The sequence below is a fragment of the Streptococcus oralis genome (genome assembly GCF_001075675.1).
Classification (GTDB): domain Bacteria; phylum Bacillota; class Bacilli; order Lactobacillales; family Streptococcaceae; genus Streptococcus; species Streptococcus oralis_V.
Genome location: NZ_JUNW01000003.1, coordinates 37,163 through 58,029 on the forward strand (window position 1 = coordinate 37,163; position 20,867 = coordinate 58,029).

25 protein-coding genes and 2 pseudogenes are annotated in these 20,867 nt (G+C 38.8%); 12 read left to right on the forward strand and 15 right to left on the reverse strand.

Annotation, left to right across the window (positions count from 1 at the left end; genetic code table 11):
* Positions 1-10: 10 nt before the first annotated feature.
* From ADM50_RS00275 to yjbM, 3 genes are read right to left on the reverse strand one after another with little or no spacing between them, the layout of a single operon-like run.
* The gene (locus ADM50_RS00275) at positions 11-907 is read right to left on the reverse strand and encodes an RluA family pseudouridine synthase (protein ID WP_049484121.1); all 897 of its coding nucleotides are present in this window, start codon (positions 905-907) and stop codon (positions 11-13) included.
* A complete protein-coding gene (locus ADM50_RS00280) occupies positions 904-1,722 on the reverse strand; it encodes an NAD kinase (RefSeq protein WP_000799063.1) in 819 nt (272 codons plus the stop codon). The genes ADM50_RS00275 and ADM50_RS00280 overlap by 4 nt, the downstream gene beginning before the upstream one ends.
* On the reverse strand, positions 1,706-2,377 hold the full coding sequence (gene yjbM / locus ADM50_RS00285) for a GTP diphosphokinase (RefSeq protein WP_000151552.1): 672 nt from the start codon (positions 2,375-2,377) through the stop codon (positions 1,706-1,708). Before yjbM ends, ADM50_RS00280 begins: the two co-directional genes overlap by 17 nt.
* A gap of 128 nt (positions 2,378-2,505) precedes the next feature.
* On the opposite strand from yjbM, the gene ADM50_RS00290 reads away from it, so the two are divergent.
* The 7 genes from ADM50_RS00290 to ADM50_RS00320 all read left to right on the forward strand — a co-directional run bounded on the left by ADM50_RS00290 (position 2,506) and on the right by ADM50_RS00320 (position 7,274).
* A complete protein-coding gene (locus tag ADM50_RS00290) occupies positions 2,506-3,075 on the forward strand; it encodes a CYTH domain-containing protein (protein WP_049484122.1) in 570 nt (189 codons plus the stop codon).
* 111 nt (positions 3,076-3,186) lie between these two features.
* Positions 3,187-4,146, forward strand: a complete 960-nt coding sequence (locus ADM50_RS00295) for a ribose-phosphate diphosphokinase (RefSeq protein ID WP_001283843.1) — start codon at positions 3,187-3,189, stop codon at positions 4,144-4,146.
* 9 nt (positions 4,147-4,155) lie between these two features.
* Positions 4,156-5,271: a cysteine desulfurase family protein gene (locus tag ADM50_RS00300; RefSeq protein WP_049484123.1), complete on the forward strand. Its 1,116-nt coding sequence runs from the start codon at positions 4,156-4,158 to the stop codon at positions 5,269-5,271.
* 4 nt (positions 5,272-5,275) lie between these two features.
* Positions 5,276-5,623 carry a DUF1831 domain-containing protein gene (locus ADM50_RS00305; RefSeq protein WP_049484124.1) on the forward strand — a complete coding sequence of 116 codons (348 nt, stop codon included), beginning with the start codon at positions 5,276-5,278 and terminating at the stop codon, positions 5,621-5,623.
* Positions 5,624-5,629: 6 nt separating this feature from the next.
* Positions 5,630-5,845 carry a DUF4649 family protein gene (locus tag ADM50_RS00310; protein ID WP_049484125.1) on the forward strand — a complete coding sequence of 72 codons (216 nt, stop codon included), beginning with the start codon at positions 5,630-5,632 and terminating at the stop codon, positions 5,843-5,845.
* An 82-nt stretch (positions 5,846-5,927) separates the two neighbouring features.
* Entirely contained in the window at positions 5,928-6,569 is a 642-nt protein-coding gene (locus ADM50_RS00315) for a redox-sensing transcriptional repressor Rex (RefSeq protein ID WP_000653410.1), read from the forward strand.
* Positions 6,570-6,584: 15 nt separating this feature from the next.
* Positions 6,585-7,274, forward strand: a complete 690-nt coding sequence (locus ADM50_RS00320) for a gamma-glutamyl-gamma-aminobutyrate hydrolase family protein (RefSeq protein WP_049484126.1) — start codon at positions 6,585-6,587, stop codon at positions 7,272-7,274.
* Here the strand turns inward: ADM50_RS00320 and radC are convergent.
* The 3 genes from radC to ADM50_RS00335 form a co-directional block, all read right to left on the reverse strand.
* Entirely contained in the window at positions 7,271-7,951 is a 681-nt protein-coding gene (radC, locus tag ADM50_RS00325) for a RadC family protein (RefSeq protein ID WP_000286942.1), read from the reverse strand. The two genes, ADM50_RS00320 and radC, sit on opposite strands and share 4 nt — an antisense overlap.
* A gap of 42 nt (positions 7,952-7,993) precedes the next feature.
* On the reverse strand, positions 7,994-10,285 hold the full coding sequence (gene pcrA, locus ADM50_RS00330; protein WP_049484127.1) for a DNA helicase PcrA: 2,292 nt from the start codon (positions 10,283-10,285) through the stop codon (positions 7,994-7,996).
* Positions 10,286-10,468: 183 nt separating this feature from the next.
* On the reverse strand, positions 10,469-12,139 hold the full coding sequence (locus tag ADM50_RS00335) for a formate--tetrahydrofolate ligase (protein WP_049484128.1): 1,671 nt from the start codon (positions 12,137-12,139) through the stop codon (positions 10,469-10,471).
* 228 nt (positions 12,140-12,367) lie between these two features.
* Between ADM50_RS00335 and coaB the strand changes: the two genes are divergently transcribed.
* The 3 genes from coaB to ADM50_RS00350 are packed head-to-tail and all read left to right on the forward strand — an operon-like array spanning position 12,368 to position 14,171.
* Positions 12,368-13,057 (forward strand): phosphopantothenate--cysteine ligase, encoded by a 690-nt coding sequence (gene coaB, locus ADM50_RS00340; RefSeq protein WP_049484129.1) that lies wholly within the window; start codon positions 12,368-12,370, stop codon positions 13,055-13,057.
* Positions 13,058-13,072: 15 nt separating this feature from the next.
* Positions 13,073-13,624, forward strand: coding sequence for a phosphopantothenoylcysteine decarboxylase (coaC, locus tag ADM50_RS00345; protein ID WP_049484130.1), 552 nt, complete (start codon positions 13,073-13,075; stop codon positions 13,622-13,624).
* Entirely contained in the window at positions 13,608-14,171 is a 564-nt protein-coding gene (locus tag ADM50_RS00350) for an ECF transporter S component (protein WP_049484131.1), read from the forward strand. The genes coaC and ADM50_RS00350 overlap by 17 nt, the downstream gene beginning before the upstream one ends.
* Before the next feature lie 33 nt (positions 14,172-14,204).
* Here the strand turns inward: ADM50_RS00350 and ADM50_RS00355 are convergent, their stop codons facing one another.
* Positions 14,205-14,570, reverse strand: a complete 366-nt coding sequence (locus ADM50_RS00355; protein ID WP_049484132.1) for a hypothetical protein — start codon at positions 14,568-14,570, stop codon at positions 14,205-14,207.
* 133 nt (positions 14,571-14,703) lie between these two features.
* On the opposite strand from ADM50_RS00355, the gene ADM50_RS00360 reads away from it, so the two are divergent.
* Together ADM50_RS00360 and ADM50_RS00365 are read left to right on the forward strand one after the other, a co-directional pair.
* A complete protein-coding gene (locus tag ADM50_RS00360) occupies positions 14,704-15,231 on the forward strand; it encodes an ECF transporter S component (RefSeq protein ID WP_049484133.1) in 528 nt (175 codons plus the stop codon).
* 11 nt (positions 15,232-15,242) lie between these two features.
* Entirely contained in the window at positions 15,243-15,758 is a 516-nt protein-coding gene (locus ADM50_RS00365) for a transcription repressor NadR (protein ID WP_049484134.1), read from the forward strand.
* On the opposite strand, the gene ADM50_RS00370 is transcribed toward ADM50_RS00365, so the two are convergent.
* The 8 genes and pseudogenes from ADM50_RS00370 to ADM50_RS00410 form a co-directional block, all read right to left on the reverse strand.
* Positions 15,755-16,222, reverse strand: a complete 468-nt coding sequence (locus ADM50_RS00370) for an 8-oxo-dGTP diphosphatase (RefSeq protein ID WP_049484135.1) — start codon at positions 16,220-16,222, stop codon at positions 15,755-15,757. The two genes, ADM50_RS00365 and ADM50_RS00370, sit on opposite strands and share 4 nt — an antisense overlap.
* 23 nt (positions 16,223-16,245) lie before the next feature.
* Entirely contained in the window at positions 16,246-16,689 is a 444-nt protein-coding gene (locus ADM50_RS00375) for a hypothetical protein (RefSeq protein ID WP_049484136.1), read from the reverse strand.
* Positions 16,667-17,224 (reverse strand): hypothetical protein, encoded by a 558-nt coding sequence (locus ADM50_RS00380; RefSeq protein ID WP_049484137.1) that lies wholly within the window; start codon positions 17,222-17,224, stop codon positions 16,667-16,669. The genes ADM50_RS00375 and ADM50_RS00380 overlap by 23 nt, the downstream gene beginning before the upstream one ends.
* Before the next feature lie 495 nt (positions 17,225-17,719).
* Positions 17,720-18,223 carry a hypothetical protein gene (locus ADM50_RS09600; RefSeq protein WP_049484139.1) on the reverse strand — a complete coding sequence of 168 codons (504 nt, stop codon included), beginning with the start codon at positions 18,221-18,223 and terminating at the stop codon, positions 17,720-17,722.
* Between the two features lie 90 nt (positions 18,224-18,313).
* Positions 18,314-18,819: pseudogene (locus tag ADM50_RS00395) on the reverse strand (GNAT family N-acetyltransferase).
* Between the two features lie 16 nt (positions 18,820-18,835).
* Positions 18,836-18,922: pseudogene (locus ADM50_RS09765) on the reverse strand (UvrB/UvrC motif-containing protein); the annotation flags it as partial.
* Positions 18,923-18,952: 30 nt separating this feature from the next.
* Positions 18,953-19,441 carry a DNA/RNA helicase domain-containing protein gene (locus ADM50_RS00405; RefSeq protein WP_080983039.1) on the reverse strand — a complete coding sequence of 163 codons (489 nt, stop codon included), beginning with the start codon at positions 19,439-19,441 and terminating at the stop codon, positions 18,953-18,955.
* 157 nt (positions 19,442-19,598) lie between these two features.
* Positions 19,599-20,858 carry a DNA/RNA helicase domain-containing protein gene (locus ADM50_RS00410; protein WP_049484143.1) on the reverse strand — a complete coding sequence of 420 codons (1,260 nt, stop codon included), beginning with the start codon at positions 20,856-20,858 and terminating at the stop codon, positions 19,599-19,601.
* Positions 20,859-20,867: the final 9 nt, after the last annotated feature.

The following is a 20,867-nucleotide window of genomic DNA, read 5'->3' on the forward strand; positions in this document are numbered from 1 at the left end:
CAAACAATTTTTAAAGAGTATTAGTTGATAACTGAGTAATAAGATTGCTGAAATCATCCGGTAAGGGGCTTTCTAGTTGCAAATCTTGCTCTAGAAAAGGATGATAAAAAGATAAATAATGGCAATGCAGAGCCTGACGTTGGATACCGTCATCCAGAGTACCACCATACAAATCGTCTCCCAACAAAGGAAAGCCAATATGAGAAAAATGCACTCGAATCTGATGAGTTCGCCCAGTATGCAGGCGAATATCGACTAGGTGAATATTTTCATAAGACGCTACAACTTTGTATGACGTATGAGCGTATTTCCCACCTTTGGCAACCCGTCTTGTGATAATAGAATCTTCATCACGCGCAATCGGCGCAATAATCTCCCCTTCAGGCTCCAAGACACCAGCTCCTTTAACCAAAGCAAAGTAGCGTTTCTCGATAGACTTTCGTTGCAGTTGCTTGTCTAAACGTGCATGAGCGTAGCCGTGCTTGGCAAAGAGCATCAAACCAGATGTATCTCTATCAAGCCTAGTCACGATGTGAACTTGCTGGTTTTCATAGTTTTGTTTGACATAGTAGCCCTTGATAAAATTAGCAATGGTATTGGAATGATTGACACTGGGGATGGAAGCTACTCCATAAGGTTTATTCAAAACCAGAAAATGGTCATCCTCATAGAGAACATCCAGTGGTCGCTCGATGGCCTCCAAGGTTTCAAAGCCTTCCTCTGCTGGAATATCAATGGCAACGCGGTCTCCAATATCTAAGAGATAAGTCGCATTTTGAGGTTGGCCATTTACCAGAATAGCCCCGCCTCGAAACTTAATCTTAGCCAAAAGTCCCTTAGAAACCTCATGTTTCTTGAGGAATGTTTTGACTTTGACGTGCTCATCTGCGAGAAATTCGAACCTCATTCATCCACCTCGCCGATGAAGGCATCTTTGACACGATTCCAGAAACTAGTGTGGCTTGGTGTCGCTACGAAGTGAATCTTATGATGGTCGATTTGATACTCAATCCGTTCGATATTACGGAATGAATAGACGCTGTTATCGACTGATATCGTGTGGTAATCATTGCGTGTCGGCAAGAGTTCAATCTTATCTTTTTTTGGAATAATGATTGATGATCCCAAAGTGCGATAGACTCGGTTGTTAAGACTCGCTATCTCCGTCAACTGTAAGGCTTCAATGGTCGGATGCAAGACAGCTCCACCCAAGGACTTGTTGTAGGCAGTACTTCCCGTCGGCGTTGAAACAGTCACTCCATCTCCACGAAATCTCTCAAATGGAACGTGGTTAATGATGATATCCGCAACCATGGTGCGATCTGATCGACGGATACTGGCTTCATTTAAAGCACGGAAGATTTTCACTTCTCCATTTTCAAGCGTTACCTTGACATTCAAGACTGGATAGGAAACTTTGGCACCAGTATCTAGTAAAAGATTGGTCACCAACTGATCCAGCTCAAAATCACGATAATCTGTGTAAAATCCCAAATGCCCTGTATGAACACCTACAAATCGAACCTTGTCTAACTGATTCTCATACTTGTGAAAGGCAGATAAAAGCATCCCATCGCCACCAATCGAAATGACGATGTCGGGATTGGTATCGTTCAGTATAAAATGTTGTTTCTTTAGTTTTTCCCTCAGTTCATGCAAAACCTTCTGACTTTGTGGCTTTCTATTTGCTATGAGGTCAACTCGTTTACCTGTATTCTTCATCTGTATCGTCACTATTTCCTACACCATCGTTTAGTTTTCTGCTCAATGGATCAAAGAGAGCCTGCGCTTCCTGGATATCATCACGAATCTTACCCATTTCTTCATCCAGTTGATAGGCTATTTTGGCCGTGATTTCCAGCCTTTTCCTGATTTCTTCTGGAAAATCGCCCTGATATTTATAATTGAGCGAGTGTTCAATCGTAGCCCAGAAATTCATGGCTAAAGTCCGTATTTGAATTTCCGCCAAAATCGTCTTAGCTCCGTTGATCGTATCAACCGTGTACTCGACAACCACGTGATAAGAACGATAACCTGAAGCCTTACGATGAGTAATATAATCTCGTTCCTGAACGACTCTCATATCTTGGCGTTTACGTAGAATTGCAACAACTTCTTCCACGTCATCAACAAACTGAACCATGACACGTAAACCAGCAATGTCTTGCAGATCATGTTCCAGACTTGCATATGTAATTCCTCGACGAGCCATTTTTTCTTTGATACTTTCAATCGGTTTTACCCGACCCGTTACAAACTCAATCGGAGAATGCTTGTTTTGCTTACGATACTGTTTGCGAATTCCCCGAAGTTTGATCTTCAATTCACCAACAGCCTGAATGTAAGGATCTAAAAATTCTTCCCATTCTATGGTCATACTTTCTCCCTTGTAATGTTTGATTGCTCTGTCGAAAATCTTTGATTTTTTCAGTACATTCGTATACAATAAATACATTGTCCATTATACCATAAATCGCTTTCAAAGATATAGAAAAGGTTGAAAAAATGAAACATTTAGAAATAGAATTGAAAACACTTCTGAAAAAAGAGGAATATGATCATCTAAAAAAACAGTTTTCCCATATCCAACCCGTCCTTCAGAAAAACTACTACATTGACACACTAGATTTCCAATTGCGTGAAAAGAAGGTTGCCATGCGCATTCGCACCTTTTCGGATTGGGCAGAATTGACCTTGAAATTACCTCAAACTGTAGGAAATATGGAATACAACCAGAAACTAACTCTTCCAGAAGCTGAATCATACCTAGAAAAACAAAAACTACCTCAAGGGCTCGTTCTAGAGAAGCTCGCTAAGATTGGTATCGAAAGTCATGACTGGCTTGTCCTAGGCTGTCTTTCAACTCTACGTTATGAAACGAAAACAGAAATTGGCTTAATGGCCTTAGATAAAAGTCACTACTTTGACCAGACGGACTATGAACTGGAGCTTGAAGTCACTGACCATGAAAAAGGGAAAGCCGATTTTCAGAAATTTTTAGATGAAAATCAGATAACTTATCAGAAAGCTCCATCAAAATTAATTCGTTTTATTAAAAGCATGAAAAAAAGCTGAAATAATCTCCTTTTTTTGGTAAAATAGAAAAGATAAAAATAAAAGAATCTGGCTTTGAAAAACAAAACTTTCTCAAAGAAGATTCACAAAGTTTACAGAGGACGGTCTACAATGTCAGATAGAAACAACATGAAACTTTTCACCCTAAACTCTAACCATGAAATCGCTCAAAAGATTGCGGATACAGTTGGTGTACCTCTCGGGAAATTATCCTCTCGACAATTTTCTGATGGCGAAATCCAGGTCAACATTGAAGAAAGTGTCCGTGGTTACGATGTCTACATCATCCAGTCAACCAGCTACCCCGTTAGCAACCACTTGATGGAGTTGTTAATCATGGTTGACGCTTGTGTACGTGCAAGTGCTCATAGTATCAACGTTGTCCTCCCTTACTTTGGTTATGCGCGTCAGGATCGTATCGCTTCTTCTCGCGAACCCCTCACTGCAAAACTAGTTGCCAATATGCTTGTCAAAGCTGGTGTAAGCCGTGTTCTAACGCTTGACCTCCACGCTGTTCAAGTCCAAGGTTTCTTTGATATTCCTGTAGATAATCTTTATACTGTTCCTCTATTTGCTAAGCACTACTGTGATAAAGGACTTCTTGGCTCTGATGTTGTTGTTGTTAGTCCAAAGAACTCTGGTGTTAAACGTGCACGTAGTTTGGCTGAATACCTTGATGCTCCTATCGCTATCATTGACTATGCCCAAGACGATTCTGATCGTAACGAAGGCTATATCATTGGGGATGTTGAAGGCAAAAAGGCTATCTTGATTGACGATATCCTAAATACTGGTCGTACATTCTCTGAAGCAGCCAAAATCGTTGAACGTGAAGGCGCAACTGAGATTTATGCAGTATCCAGTCACGGTTTATTTGTTGAAGGTGCAGCAGACCTTCTTGACGCTACAAACATCAAAGAAATCCTCGTGACAGACTCAGTAGCGACCAAAGAAAGAACTCCAGAAAATGTATGTTACATTACTGCTAGCGAATTAATTGGTGATGCTATCGTCCGCATCCATGAAAGAAAACCAGTCAGCCCACTCTTTGCTTACAACAAAAAGAAATAAGGTGATTCTTTGATTTATTTGGACAATGCTGCTACGACTCCTATGTCAGCAGTAGCTATTTCTGAAATGACCAAGGTCATGCAAGAAACTCATGGTAATCCTTCTAGTATTCATAGTCATGGTCGGCAGGCTGGTAAACTCTTACGAGAGGCTCGTCAGGACTTAGCCCACTTACTAGGAACTAAACCTCAACATATCTTTTTTACGTCTGGCGGTACAGAAAGTAACAATACAGCCATTATCGGCTATTGTCTCCGTCATCAAAATCGTGGAAAACATATCATCACGACAGCTATTGAACACCATTCTGTACTTGAGACTATTGATTATCTGGTGCAACATTTTGGTTTTGAAGCAACTATCATCCAACCAGTAAATCAAGAAATAACTGCCCAGCAAATTCAAGAAGCATTACATGACGATACCATTCTCGTTTCCACCATGTATGCTAATAATGAAACAGGTAGCCTCTTACCTATCGCTGAGATTGGACGTATTTTAAAAGATCATCCTGCAGCTTATCATGTAGATGCTGTTCAAGCTATCGGGAAGATTCCTATCCATCCCGAGAAATTAGGTATTGATTTCCTCAGCGCTTCTGCCCACAAATTCCATGGACCAAAGGGAATCGGCTTTCTTTATGCTTCTTCCGCGGACTTTGATTCCTACCTTCACGGTGGAGACCAAGAACAAAAGAAACGGGCTGGAACAGAAAATCTCGCTGCCATTGTAGGTATGGTCGCTGCTCTCAAAGAGGATTTAAATGACCAAGTTGAGCATTACCAAAAACTAAGCGCACTCAAAGCTACTTTTTTAGAAGAAATTGCAGGTCTCGACTACTATCTCAATGAAAGTAACCACCAACTTCCTTATGTTGTCAACATTGGCTTTCCTGGTCAAAAGAATGATTTGCTCTTACTACGGTTAGATCTTGAAGGAATTTCAATTTCTACCGGTTCAGCTTGTACTGCTGGTATTGTGCAAACCAGTCATGTACTCGAAGCTTTCTATGGGCCCGATTCGCCTCGTTTAAAAGAATCTGTCCGTATCAGTCTCTCTCCTCTTAATACTGAGGAAGAACTGAAACAACTCGCACAAACCTTAAAAAATATTATTGGAGATTAAACTAATGGCATTCGAAAAAAACATTAAACTACAAAACTGCCGCTACGACTATACACTTAGTCCAACTGTTAAAAAGTTCACACTGAAAGATAATACTTTCTTTGAAACAAAGGTAGGAAACTTCGAACTAACTCGTCTACTTGAAAAAGTACCCAACAGTGGTGAAGGTTTCAACCTAAAAATCATCATCAATAAAGACCTTACAGGTGCTAAACTCAACATCACTGACAAGTCTGGCCTTCGTTTGGTGAATATCTTTAAATCAGAAGACCACCACATTCATCAGGAAAAATTCTACTTCCTCATGGACAGTTTAGTAGAACGCGGTATCTTCACTAAAGAAGAAAGATAATTGACTATGTATCGACTTACCTATCAAGATAACTATGACGTAGAACGTACACTTGAATACAAGGATTACGAAGAGCTCATGTTATCTCTATCAGGCTGTGTGACCCTACCTGATACTCTCCCAATCAGCTCCTTAACGCTGAATGATAAGGTGATTTATCAAGGATTGGTTGGCGATCTCTACCGTTTTCTATCACAAGCTCATTTTTCAGATAAAAACTAAGAAATTTCTTAGTTTTTTCTTGTTTTTGTTGATTTTTTCACAATGTTTCTATAAAATAGAAGAATAGAAAGGTTGTGATTTTGTGAAAGATAAACAGTCTGCTATTCCAAAAGCAACAGCAAAAAGACTCTCTCTTTACTATCGAATTTTCAAGAGATTTCATGCAGAAAAAATCGAACGTGCCAACTCCAAACAAATTGCAGAGGCTATCGGTATCGACTCTGCGACCGTTCGTCGGGATTTTTCCTATTTTGGTGAACTAGGTCGTCGTGGTTTTGGTTACGATGTCAAAAAATTGATGAATTTTTTTGCTGATCTCCTAAATGATAACTCCATTACAAATGTTATGCTGGTTGGGATTGGTAATATGGGGCATGCCCTTCTCCACTACCGCTTCCACGAGCGCAACAAGATGAAGATTATCATGGCCTTTGACCTGGATGACCATCCAGAAGTTGGAAGCCAGACACCTGATGGAATTCCAATCTATGGTATCTCACAGATTAAAGAAAAAATCAAAGAAGCAGATGTTAAAACTGCTATCCTAACTGTTCCAAGTGTCAAATCCCAAGAAGTAGCCAACCTCTTGGTAGATGCTGGTGTAAAAGGCATTCTCAGTTTTTCCCCTGTTCACCTTCACCTCCCAAAAGATGTGGTCGTTCAGTATGTCGATTTGACAAGCGAACTCCAAACCCTCCTCTATTTTATGCGTAAAGAGGATTAGAAAGCGAAAGCATGTATGAAAAAACCAGTTATTGGGATTACAGGAAATGAAAAAGCTCATCCAGATGATGACATCATAATGAGCTATGCAGCAAAGGGCTTCGTTGAAGGAGTCAAGGACGCTGGCGGAATTCCAATCATCCTACCGATTGGTGATCAAGAAATGGCTGCCTATTACATCAGTATCATTGATAAGCTCATCCTAACGGGTGGGCAAAATGTTGATCCAAAATACTATGGTGAACCAAAGGCTATTGATAGTGATGACTACCATCTTCAAAGAGATATTTTTGAACTAGCACTTATCAAAGAAGCGATTAAGCAAAAGAAACCAATTTTCTCTGTTTGTAGGGGTACTCAACTTTTCAATGTTGCTATGGGAGGCACGCTTCACCAAGATATCGAGGATCATTGGCAGGACTGTTCAGCCGAATACACTACCCAACGCCTCGTAACGGAACCTAATACGATTCTCCGAGAAATCTATGGAGAAATCTCTCACATCAACTCCTTCCACCACCAGAGCATTAAAGATCTAGCCTCAAATCTTAAGGTTGTAGCACATGATCCTAAAGATGGAATCATTGAGGCTGTGACAACTACGGACGGCTTTCCTTATCTTGGTGTTCAATGGCATCCTGAATTTCTCTTTGAAAACCGCCCCAAAGATAAAACGCTATTTGACTATGTTGTTAACGAACTCTAAATCAAATCCGTCTTTTCACGGTAACTAAAGTAATCAGAGTGCGAGACAATCAGATGGTCCAAGAAAACGATCCCCATCAGTTCACAGGCTTCCTTGACTAGTTTAGTGACATGATCATCATTTCGACTAGGAGATACTGCACCAGATGGATGATTGTGAACTAGAATCACTGAGGTAGCCATATGCTTCAAAGCATAGTGTAGGATTTCCCTCGGTTCAGCAATACTGCGTGTCGCAGAGCCGATAAAAATAGTTTGCTGATGAATGATTTGATTTTGAGTATTGAGATAGAGCGCCACTAGGTGCTCTTGTTTTTTGTCGCCAAGCTCCTGTTGCATTTTCTTGGCTAGCTTTTGACTACTGAGAATACTTTCCATCTCAAGAGTTTCGTGTTTGTGAATACGATGCCCTAGTTCAATCACCGCTTGTAATTCAATAGCTTTTATTCGCCCTATACCAGACAGACTCTGCAATTCCTGCAGGGTCATTTTTTTCAAATCGGTTAGACTAGTCAGACTATTCAAGACTTTTTGGGCAATTTCAAAGACATTGGCCTGACGTGTTCCCGTTCTGAGCAGAATAGCTAGTAATTCTTGATTGCTTAGAGCCTCTACTCCTTCTTTAACTAGTCTTTCTCTAGGCAAGAGTGAATCTTCTTGGAATGAAATACTGTACATAAAAATCCTCCTCACTTTATTATTCGTGAGGAGGATGAAAAATTAGATTTTTTTCTCAATTGGGGCAACGCTGGCTAGGAGTTTTTTCAGACCGACTTCTGGGAAATTGATTTTCAACTCCTGAGTATCACCGCTACCAGAGACTTCCAGAACAGTTCCCTCTCCCCACTTCTTGTGGAGAGCAATATCACCAATAGACCATCTTGTATCACTAGACGCTGATTTTGCACCAGTTGCAAACTGTCCAAACGGAAGACCACTTGACTGGATAGAGCTTGGTGCAGCATTGCGTTTCCGTTCTTGAAGGGCCTGAGCTAAGCTCATACCTTGACCGAAAGCAATCCCACCACTGCTATAAGAAGCCTTAAAGCTAGTATTCGCTGGTCGAGCCAAGCCTTGATAGTCAAGTAAGTCTGAACTGATTTCATTGATAAAACGAGTTGGACGGTTATAATTTGTACGACCGAAAAGCAAGCGTGAGTTGGCATTGGTCAGATAGAGGATTTTCTCCGCGCGAGTGATACCTACATAGGCCAAACGGCGTTCCTCTTCTAGCTCATCTGGATCTTCAGCTGCACGGCTAAGTGGAAAGACATTTTCCTCCATCCCAATGATAAAGACAACTGGGAACTCGAGTCCCTTAGCAGCGTGCAAGGTCATCAAGGTTACTTCTGATGTCTCCTGACTGCCTGAATCTGTATCTGCAATCAAAGCCAAGTCATTCAAGAATCGACTGAGTTTGTCCAAACCTGTTTCCTCTTCTTGACTATCAGGGTTGTCGTCAAAATTCTTAGTAACAGATAGGAACTCTTCGATATTTTCAACCCGCGCCTTGCTCTCCAAGGTTGCCTGAGCATTAAGAATATCGACATAACCTGTTTTTTCTAGAACAGCCTCCACCAGCTCGGTGATGGTTAATTGATCCAGTTGCTCCCGCAAATCCAAGATCATATTGGCAAAGTCCCAGATGGACTGTGCTGCTTTTCCTTTGATACCAGACAACATAATATTGGCTGAAGCATCCAGCATAGACATGTCTTGCATATTGGCAAAATCACGGATTTTCTCAACCGTTCCTGGGCCAATTCCACGTTTTGGTTCGTTAATAATGCGCTCAAAACTGATATTGTCACTCAGATTGGCAATGAGATTCAGATAAGCGATAATGTCACGTATTTCTTTACGGCTGTAGAACTTGGTCCCGCCGACCATAGTATAAGGAATATTGGACTTTAGGAGGGCCTCCTCAATAGTACGAGACTGGGCGTTAGTCCGATAAAGAACTGCAAAATCCTTGTGGAGGAAGTTTTGACTACGACCAAGTTCATCTATGGTTTTGGCTACAAAAACAGCCTCATCTTGTTCGTCATTTGCACGATAGTAAATAATCTGCTCTCCATCAGCATTCTGGGTCCAGAGATTCTTGGGGCGGCGATTTTTATTGTTTTTGATGACGTCATTAGCGGCTTGGAGAATGGTTTTTGTTGAACGATAATTCTCCTCTAACAAAACGACCTTGGCTTTAGGATAATCTTTCTCAAAATCCAAGATATTCTGCATATCAGCCCCACGCCAACCGTAGATGGACTGGTCCGCATCACCGACTACGCAGATGTTTTTAAAGCGTGAAGCTAAGAGTTTGACCAGTTGGTACTGGGCATGGTTGGTATCTTGGTACTCATCAACGTGGATGTACTGGAACTTCTGCTGATAGTAAGTCAAGACATCAGGATTTTGATCAAAGAGACGCAGGGTCAGCATAATCAAATCATCAAAGTCAACGGACTCAGACTGACGAAGCTCCTTTTGATAAGCTGTATAACACTGAGCTACGATTTGCGTGTACATATCGCCAGCCTGGGCAGCATAAGCCACATCATCAATTAGGTCATTCTTAGCATTGGAAATGGTTCCCAAAATAGTCCGTTCATTCCATTTTTTCGGATCTAAGTTTAATTGCTTGAGAATGCGTTTCATGAGGGTTCGCTGTTCTCCGGGATCTACAATGGTGAAGTTCCGATTGTAGCCAATATGATCCGCATCGCGACGCAGGATACGAACACACATGGAGTGAAAGGTCGCAATCAGACAGTCCTGAGTAGCTGGATTAAGACCATAAGCACGCTCTTTCATCTCACGCGCAGCCTTATTGGTAAAGGTAATAGCCAAGATATTCCAAGGATTGACCATTTTTTCATCAATCAAGTAGGCGATTCTGTGAGTTAAAACACGAGTCTTTCCAGAACCAGCCCCCGCCATGATCAACAATGGCCCTTCTGTTGTTTGCACCGCCTCAGCCTGACGGTCATTCATTCCATTCAATAATGCGTTCATCTTCTCTTCCTTACTCTTGAAGTCAATGTTTCTATTATATCAGAAATTAGGGAAAATATCTTTACCTAGACTGGTTGCGTCTAGAAAGTAACTCTATTATCAGCTGAAGACAACTCCTTAAATCTAGATAAAAAAATGAGATTGGATAGGTTTTCCAAACTCATTTAAATCAATTGCAATTTACTAGAACAAGCCTAGAACGGTTCCGTCGCTTTCAACATCCATATTAAGAGCGGCTGGACGTTTTGGAAGTCCTGGCATGGTCATAACATCACCAGTTAGGGCAACGATGAAGCCTGCACCTAATTTTGGTACCAATTCACGGATGGTAATTTCAAAGTTTTCTGGAGCTCCAAGTGCATTTGGATTATCAGAGAAACTGTACTGAGTTTTAGCCATACAGATTGGCAATTTGTCCCATCCGTTTTGAACGATTTGAGCGATTTGCGTTTGGGCTTTCTTCTCAAAGTTCACTTTGCTACCACGATAGATTTCAGTGACAATCTTTTCAATCTTTTCTTGGACAGAAAGGTTATTGTCATAAAGACGAGTGTAGTTGGCTGGATTTTCAGAGATAGTCTTGACAAGCGTTTCGGCAAGTGCTACGCCACCTTCTGCGCCATCAGCCCAGACACTTGCTAGTTCAACTGGCACATCGATTGAGGCACAAAGTTCCTTCAAAGCTGCAATTTCAGCTTCTGTATCAGTGACAAATTCATTAATAGCAACAACTGCTGGAATACCAAACTTACGGATGTTCTCAACGTGGCGTTTCAAGTTAGCAAAGCCTGCACGAACTGCCTCCACATTTTCCTCTGTAAGAGCATCCTTAGCTACACCACCATTCATCTTAAGGGCACGAAGGGTAGCGACGATGACAACTGCATCTGGAGATGTTGGCAAGTTTGGTGTCTTGATATCAAGGAATTTCTCAGCACCAAGGTCTGCACCAAAACCAGCTTCAGTAACAGTATAATCCGCCAAGCGAAGGGCTGTGCTTGTTGCCAAAACAGAGTTACATCCATGAGCGATATTGGCAAATGGACCACCGTGTACAAAGGCAGGTGTACCGTAAATTGTCTGAACCAAGTTCGGTTTGATAGCATCTTTCAAAATCAATGCTAATGCTCCCTCAACCTGTAAATCACCAACAGTAACTGGTGTACGGTCATAGCGATAGCCAATAACGATGCTAGCCAAGCGCTTTTTCAAATCTTCAATATCAGTCGCCAAGCAAAGAATGGCCATGATTTCTGAAGCAACGGTAATATCAAAGCCATCCTCACGAGGAATACCATTTAGAGGACCACCAAGTCCAACGGTCACATGACGAAGGGCACGGTCATTCAAGTCCACAACACGTTTCCAAAGAATACGACGTTGGTCGATTCCCAGCTCATTTCCTTGGTGTAAGTGGTTGTCAATCAAGGCTGAAAGAGCATTGTTGGCTGTTGTAATGGCATGCATATCCCCGGTAAAGTGAAGGTTGATGTCCTCCATTGGCAACACTTGGGCATAACCACCACCGGCTGCACCACCCTTAATCCCCATGACTGGGCCAAGAGACGGTTCGCGGATGGCAATCATAGTTTTCTTGCCGATTTTGTTCAAGGCGTCTGCCAGACCAATGGTAATGGTTGATTTTCCTTCACCTGCTGGTGTTGGATTGATGGCAGTAACCAAGATCAATTTCCCAACTGGATTGCTCTCAACTGCACGAATTTTATCAAAGCTGAGTTTAGCCTTATACTTCCCGTACAATTCCAAATCGTCGTAAGAAATACCAAGTTTCTCAACAACATCAACGATTGGTTTCAACTCAATACTCTGTGCTATTTCAATATCTGTTTTCATTCAAAACTCCTCTAACCTCTAATTTGATAATTTATTATAACACAAAACAAGATTTTTAACATCCATAAACTCTCTAAACGTTCGTAAATATCCTGAATTTCAAGATTTTTAGTGCCCTTTGAAAAATTTTATATGGCTTTATAGTTATAAACTATAGTGTTGCTTTGTTTTAGCAAAATTTTATCGCTTTCATTTTACTTACTGTTTATTTTTGTGTACAATAGTGCTATGAAAATTTTAGTCACATCGGGCGGTACCAGTGAAGCTATTGATAGTGTCCGCTCTATTACTAACCATTCTACAGGTCGCTTGGGGAAAATCATCACAGAAACCTTGCTTGCTGCGGGGCATGAAGTTTGTTTAATAACGACAAAACGAGCTCTGAAGCCAGAAGCTCATCCCAACCTAAGCATTCGAGAAATTGATAATACCAACGACCTTCTAGTTGTGATGCAAGAACTTGTTAAGGAATATCAGGTCTTAATCCACTCAATGGCTGTGTCTGACTACACACCTGTTTATATGACGGGGCTTGAAGAAGTTCAGGCTAGCTCCAATCTAGAAGAATTTTTAAGCAAGCAGAATCATCAAACTAAGATTTCTTCAACTGATGAGGTTCAGGTCTTATTCCTGAAAAAAACACCCAAAATCATCTCTCTGGTCAAAGAATGGAATCCTGCCATTCATCTGATTGGTTTCAAACTGTTGGTTGATGTTACTGAAGATCATCTTATTGATGTTGCTAGACAGAGTCTTGTCAAGAACCAAGCTGACTTAATCATAGCAAATGATCTTACTCAAATCTCAGCAAATCAGCATCATGCAATCTTTGTTGAGGAAGAGCAACTCCAAACCGTTCAAACCAAAGAGGAAATTGCAAGTCTTCTACTTGAAAAAATTCAAACATACAATTCATAGAAAGAAAGGAAAGCCATGGCAAATATTCTCATCGCAGTGACAGGTTCCATTGCCTCCTATAAAGCAGCTGATCTAGTCAGTTCCTTGAAAAAACAAGGCCATGATGTCACTGTATTAATGACTGAGGCAGCGAGAGAGTTTATCCAACCGTTGACACTACAGGTCCTCTCTCAAAATCCTGTCCATCTTGATGTCATGAAGGAACCTTATCCTGATCAAGTCAATCATATCGAACTAGGCAAAAGGACCGACCTTTTTATTGTAGCCCCAGCTACTGCTAATACCATAGCAAAGTTAGCCCATGGATTTGCTGACAACATGGTGACAAGTACAGCACTTGCCTTGCCAGACCACGTCAAAAAGTTAGTTGCACCAGCCATGAATACAAAGATGTATGACCATCCGGCAACTCAGGCTAATCTAAAAACATTAGAGACCTATGGTTATCAGATCATCTCTCCAAAAGAATCTCTACTAGCCTGCGGCGATCACGGCAAAGGCGCCCTAGCTGACCTGAATACTATTTTAGAAAGAATAAAGGAAACCCTCGATGAACAAACGCTCTAACATTGCACCGATTGCTATCTTTTTTGCGACCATGTTGGTCATTCACTTTCTGAGCTCACTCTTATTTAATCTATTCCCATTCCCAATTAAACCAACTATCGTGCATATTCCTGTTATTATTGCAAGTATTATTTACGGCCCACGAGTTGGTGTTACACTCGGTTTCTTGATGGGGCTACTCAGCTTGACAGTTAACACGATTACAATCCTTCCAACCAGCTACCTATTCTCACCTTTTGTACCAAATGGAAACATCTATTCAGCAATGATTGCTATCCTTCCTCGTATTTTGATTGGTCTGACACCTTATCTAGTTTATAAATTATTGAAAAACAGAACGGGTCTCATCATTGCCGGAGCTCTCGGTTCACTTACAAATACAGTCTTTGTACTTGGGGGAATCTTCTTCCTTTTTGGAAGTGTCTTCGATGGAAATATCCAAAAACTCCTTGCAACTGTTATTTCAACCAACTCAATTGCTGAGCTTGTCATCTCTGCAGTTCTAACAGTAGCAATTGTCCCCCGTTTACAAACCTTGAAAAAATAAAACAACTCCACTTTCATACTGAAAGTGGAGTTTTCACATTTTAAGCATGAGAATAATCAAAAAAATGTGAAATCCAAAGAGCAGGAATTGATGCGAAAGCCGTATAGGTTGCTGACTTTTCTGACTATCCAAGTATAGAGTTAGTGACAATAAAATCAAACCAAAAGCAATCACCATTCTGACCAAATAGGCTATTTCCATAATAGCAGCCATCAAGAGAATACCTAATAAGAAAAGGCTAAAAAGTGAAAGAGCCAGGGTGCCTGCTAATAAAGAGATTAACGAAAGGACCAATAAACTATAAACTATAAAACGAGTCCAACCTGAGACAACTTTCCCTTCTTTTCTCTGCTTTGACATCATCACGATTATCACAACTAGATAAACAACAAGTATCATGACATCCTCTCCTAAATCAAAAATTCTTTACCACATTTTAACCAAATATGTCTTAAAAATCAATATTGGACCTTGACTTGGCTGACTATTTATTATACTATACTTATGTATATACAGATAAATGGAGGTTCTTATGGATATACGAAAAAAAACGCAGTTTATGACCATGACTGCCCTACTCACTGCAATAGCGATTTTGATTCCAATCATTATGCCTTTTAAAATCGTTATCCCACCGGCTTCTTACACATTGGGAAGTCATATCCCCATCTTTATCGCCATGTTTCTTTCGCCTTTGATGGCTGCTTTTGTGATTATTGCTTCTAGTCTTGGCTTCCTGATGGCAGGCTATCCCATGGTTATCGTCCTGCGCGCCTTCTCTCACATCGTTTTTGGTATTTTGGGGGCTTTGTACTTAAAGAAATTCCCTGAAACCTTGGATAAACCAAAGACATCTTGGATTTTTAACTTTGTTTTGGGTGTTGTTCATGCTATAGCTGAAGTAATAGCTTGTATCATCTTCTATGCTACTTCAGGGACAAATGTTGAAAATATGTTTTATGTTCTCTTTGTTCTAGTTGGTTTTGGTACAATTATCCATAGTATGGTAGACTATACCTTAGCACTAGCTGTCTTTAAAGTGCTTCGAAAACGTCGCTAAAAGGAAAAACTATGACAAAGGATCGCAAACAAGCTCTTCTCAAACTGTTAAAAGAGGCACCAAAAGCCCTCAATGGCCAAACCTTGGCTGAACACTTCCATGTTACGCGCCAGGTCATTGTACAGGACATCGCTATTCTCCGAGCAGATGGAGCTCCTATCCTATCCACCAATCGTGGTTATATCTATAAAGAAAACAATGTCAGCCCTTACGTTCACAAACTCTTTAAAGTGAAACATGAACTGGAAGAAATCGGTCAGGAACTTCTAGCTATTGTAGATAATGGCGGACGCGTTCAAAATATCTTAATCGATCATCCCGTTTATGGCGAAATTGAAACCCTACTCAAACTCACCTGCCGCCGAGATGTCCAGCACTTTCTGGAACAAGTCGAGAATTCAGACTTTAGACCCCTTTCTGAATTGACAGACGGCATCCATTACCACCTTGTTGAAGCCGAGACACAACAAGACCTCCACTATATCGAGGAGACCTTGGATCAGTTAGGTTATTTAGTAAAAGACTAGAAAATTTCTTTCTCCCAGCCATCATCTGTACGGTGGCGATAGAAGAACTCAGACTTGTCAGGTGCTTCCATCATTTCCATCAAAGGTAACATATCATAGGCCAGATCCAAGTTAGGAATCTGGTCTTTTTGTACCCAAGATACTTCTCCTTCTTCTGAGGATTGGAGATTTCCAGTAAACTCTGTCGCTTTATAGCAAACGACGATGTAGCGCCCACCTGTATCTAAGGGCCAGTTTTTAATGCCGACTAGTTGGGGATTCTGAATGGTTAGACCTGTTTCTTCATAAATCTCACGAATGACAGACTCAGCAAAGGCCTCGCCATTCTCAACATGTCCTCCTGGAAAGGCATAGCCAGACCAGCGATTGTTTTCGGGTGAACGATACTGCATCACCACGCGCTGGGTTTCGAGGTCTTCAATCAGACAGATGTTGGTTAAAATAGTTGCTTGGGCACGGGACATAGATTTGCTCGCTTTCTAAGTTATTAAAATGTATCTTCGTTGTATTTTACTTCTGCCTTCATGATAAAGGGATTGATCAATTCATGATGTTCATAGGTACTATGGACCACAAAACCTTTAACAATGATGATTTCCTTATCTTCTATGCGATAGTCTATATTGATTGGGACGGCTGGATCCGAGATAACTGATAAAACAAAGAATACTGCAAACCAAAGGTAAAATGTCACCAATCCACTAAATATTTGAAAAATAAGGTGATACCATTGAAAATCTCTTATTCTATAAAAGATTCTCCAGGGGTGGATTAGGAAGGTTAAACAAAGAATAAAAAACCAACTATTCCACAAAACTGGAGTAAAGGATAGGCCAAAAACTAACAGTACCAAATGAAGAATCACAAAAGCTAGCAAAGCCAAATAGAGAGTTTTAAATGAAAATAACTTAGTTAGATTTTCTTTTGTCATGATTTTTCCTCTTTTTGTCCTTATATTTCAAAATCACCATCAATATCGCTGGAATGATGAAAAAGATTAGATAGGTAGTAATTGGAAGCCAGATGTAGCGATAATCGATAGATAATAGGGAAGGAATTTTTTTAACATTTCTCCCTTTCACACCAACAATTAAATGGAGTAGAAAAATAGGTCCGTTTATGAATAGAAAAGTTTTTAAAAATCCTTGTACTGAAGCCTTATTGCTAAAACCATCTCTAAAAATACCTTGATAGAGTGTGTGCACCAAAAAGACAAAATTCATAATAATTGGCAAGAGATAGGACATTTCTTGATATGGTTTCGGGATAAGTGACGTCCCGAACAATACATACATGATACCAAAAATAAATAATAATATTATACCACCATCCATAAAAGAAGCAATCTTTGAATGTCTTTCCTGCCACAAGTGGACGTGAGCTATCAAAGAATACTTTTTCTGGATTTTTCTCATTTGTCTGTTCTGTTGTTTGATCTTCTTTGGTTTCTTAATCTTTCGTTCCATTTGCGCCTCCTTCTTCTCTTTTCTATCCGTATAATCAAAAGCAGAATGCCCAGCCCCAAGAAAAAGAAAAATAGATAACTTACAATAGGAACCCAGACATAGGCTGGATCCATAGAAATTATGGGAGGGAAATTCGTTGACTTACGACGTCCTAGCCAATTCAGACCTACCAAGAGATGAAAGGGAAAAAGAAGACCATTGAACCCAATAAATCCCCATGAAAAGTAACGCCATTTCTGAAGTTTTTCACTACTAAAACGAAAGACAAGGAAATAGGTTGATAAGATCAGAAGGATAAGATTGAAGCTTAAGGGGGAAAGATAGTTCATGTTCGGTAATAGATAACTAATGTAAGAGGCGGCAAGAAATGATACAAACATAGATCCAAATAACACACTCGTATCCAAAAGTTGAGCAATCCTTCTGTGCCTTTCCAGCCAAAGAAAAATCCTCTTAGTCCAAGAAGACTTTTCTTTTGTCTTGTACTTCATTTGTCTACTCATCTTCATTTTCATCTACTCCTTTTTTTGAACCTTTAGAGAGAAAGAAGATTGCCAAAGTTAACATCAAGACTAGAAGGTAGACGACAATAGGAAACCAGATATAGGATGACTCCAGTGAAAACAAAGGTGAGAGAACGACTCTTCCTCTTTTTCTCACACCAATCAGTTGAAAAATGAAGCTAAGGATATTGATATAAATAAAGGGTTCACAAAATCTTTTAAGGGTCCTTTCTTTTTTAGTTTTCACTGACAAAAAGAGAGCATAGAACCTATTACCCAAGATAAAAAGATTCAATTGCAAGGGAAATAAAAGCTCTCTGTACCGAAAATCAGCTGGAATGCTTTTGTTCTGTGATGTTGTAAATTCTATAACTAGGAACAAGCTGATATAAAAGGTAATATCAAGCATAAATTTGAAAAATCGATGCCCTTGTAACCAAAAACGAACAGAATCTAAGCTCGATGACTTCTTATAATTCTTCTCTTTCAATTTCATAATAACTTCCCTCTATTTAAAAATATATTCTAAAACATGATTGTTTGTTCATTGCGTAATCTGAAAACAAAATCGCAATTCTACCAGTATTTAACTCTCAGATTTTGAGGATTTTTCTTACGTACCATTCTAATTTCAGTGATAGGTTTTCCAAGGTCAAGTATTTTTTCTTGCCCATCAAAAGTAAAACCCATTTTTTGATAGAAAGCAATGGCTCGCTTATTCTCTTTTAATACCCATAAAAATATTTCAGAGAACTGTTCAAGAGTCGTCAGAGCTTCCTTCATTAACTTCTGAGCAATACCTTTTCCATAATAATCTTTTAAAACATATAAGGCAATAATTTCGCCAGCTTGAATAGTCTCATCACGAAAGTTTCCAAAACTGATAAAACCAACTACCTTCATGCCATCCATCGCAATCAATGTATTTTCTGGATATTTTTGACTAAAGAATCGACATCTTTCTAATGTCATCGTCTCCTGAAATTTCGCAGGTAAAAGGTCATCATAAGCCTCTCTCCACGTTTGCCAATGAACGAAGGATTTACCTTCTATCTCTTCAGGAGTTTCCATTTGTTTGATAGTTAGGTTCATTTATTTTTCTCCTTCCCTACCCCAACGCCTTCACTTCCAACATCATATCACGAATCTGAGCTGCCAGTTCAAAATCAAGCACTTCGACGGCTTCTTGCATTTGTTAAAAATCAATATACTATTTCATAAACAATTAACTTTTGTCAGCCGAAAATATTTTTAGCAAAAACTCCCTTAGTTTATCATCCTCAATATAAACCATTTGCCCATATACTGCTCTTGTTAATAAAATATAATAAGCATTTTTAACAAACTCATCAATATTTTCCACCCCTTTTTTAGCAGCAGTATCAAAAGAATTATCTTTATTTACTTTTATACGTTTTTCTGTCTCATCTAGATAGATATCTTTGCCAATATAAATAGATGCGAAATCTATATCAAATCCATGAATATCATAAACATTTCCAACTTCTATTGATTTATTTGCATAATTTCTAAAATTTTCTCCATCCATACTCCATTTCAAAGAATCTCCTATGGAATTAATTTTTATGAATTCATAATCAGTTGCTTTTTTTACTGGTTTGCAGTACCCAGCCAAACGAAGTGATTTCTTTTCAGGAAATCTAAACTGCTTATCTGGAACATATTTCACCCATTCTTCTATATTTCTTGCAATTTTAAAATAAGCTGTTTTTCCTAATTTTTTTTATAATCCTTTATAAATTTATCATTCAAAATCTTATTAGATTCTATACTTAATAATTCTTTAATAAAAGTAACAAAATTACTTGAATAATCTTTAGGTTTACCGTTTAAAATCCGAAGTTGTGCTTTTAATTCATGTTCACAAACATTATATTTATGATTATATTTATATTTATGATTATATTTATATTTATATTTTTATATATATATTTATCACTATCATAAAATATTTCTTTAATATCAATGCCATCAACTTTTCTTAAGCGTTGGGTGTCATCATAAGAAATTATTAGATGTGATTTAGTAAATCTCTTTTTGATATAATGCAAAACGGAAGGGAAGTCTAATCTCTTAATTTCATCTTCAGTATACTCTTTTTCATTTCCAAAAATTTTATTTAGAATATCTGTATCATTTTTTGCCCCTGTAGGATAAAGTAACCCTTCAATTAATCTGGTTGTTCTCTGTGCTTCATCAATAATAATGTAATTATACTTCTTTTTTGTTTCTGTTAATTGATTAAAGGTGACTATATCAATATCGTTATCGTCCGGTTTCAATCCGTAACTTGTTAAAATCTTTTTAAAGCGTATTCTATGTGTATTTTTTACAAAAACTGCAATTTTGTTTTCTTTATTTTCTAATTTTAAACGAGCAATAAGATGTAATAATAGTACGGTTTTTCCAGTTCCAGCTCCTCCTTTAATAAGATGAATACGTTTTGTTTGATACTTTAAAATTTTTTCTAAGATATCATTTTGATTTTTTGTAAGTTCAAAGAATGGACTTTCTGCAAACAAACTTGAAGTTACTCGCTTTAAATTTGGTTTATCATCAATTAATTTATTTTCCTGTAAAAATTGCAGAATGTTGTTGATTACATTTTTTTCAACTTTTTCTCTTAAAGATTGATTTTTTCCTGACTCATTGCCTCTATCTTTGTTTGCAAGTAATTTACCAACGTAACAATCTTCTTTATTCATGTTTACAAAATTTAAAAAATTAAATTCCTCTATAAAAGTTAAAATCAAAAGTTTTTCAATATAGTTTAAGTTTTGAGATATATTCTCTCCATAAAAAGCTATATACTCACCATTTATAAATTCTTTAAAACGTTCATAATTTTCTTTTTTTAACTTTTCACTATGCTCTTTAGTTCTCCTACTCACATCAATAGTCTGACCTATATAATAAAACCTTCGTCCATCACTTTGAATAGGGGATATATAAATATAAATCAAAGGAAAATCCGATAGTGCTCTAAAATCTTCATCAGGAATCTCAGGAATTATATTTTCATCGAGCTTTGTGTGAACATAATTAAATATGGAATCGTTTTTTGGATATTGACCCCAGCATGGAAACTCATTATTTTCTGTATTTGGCATTCGTTCTCC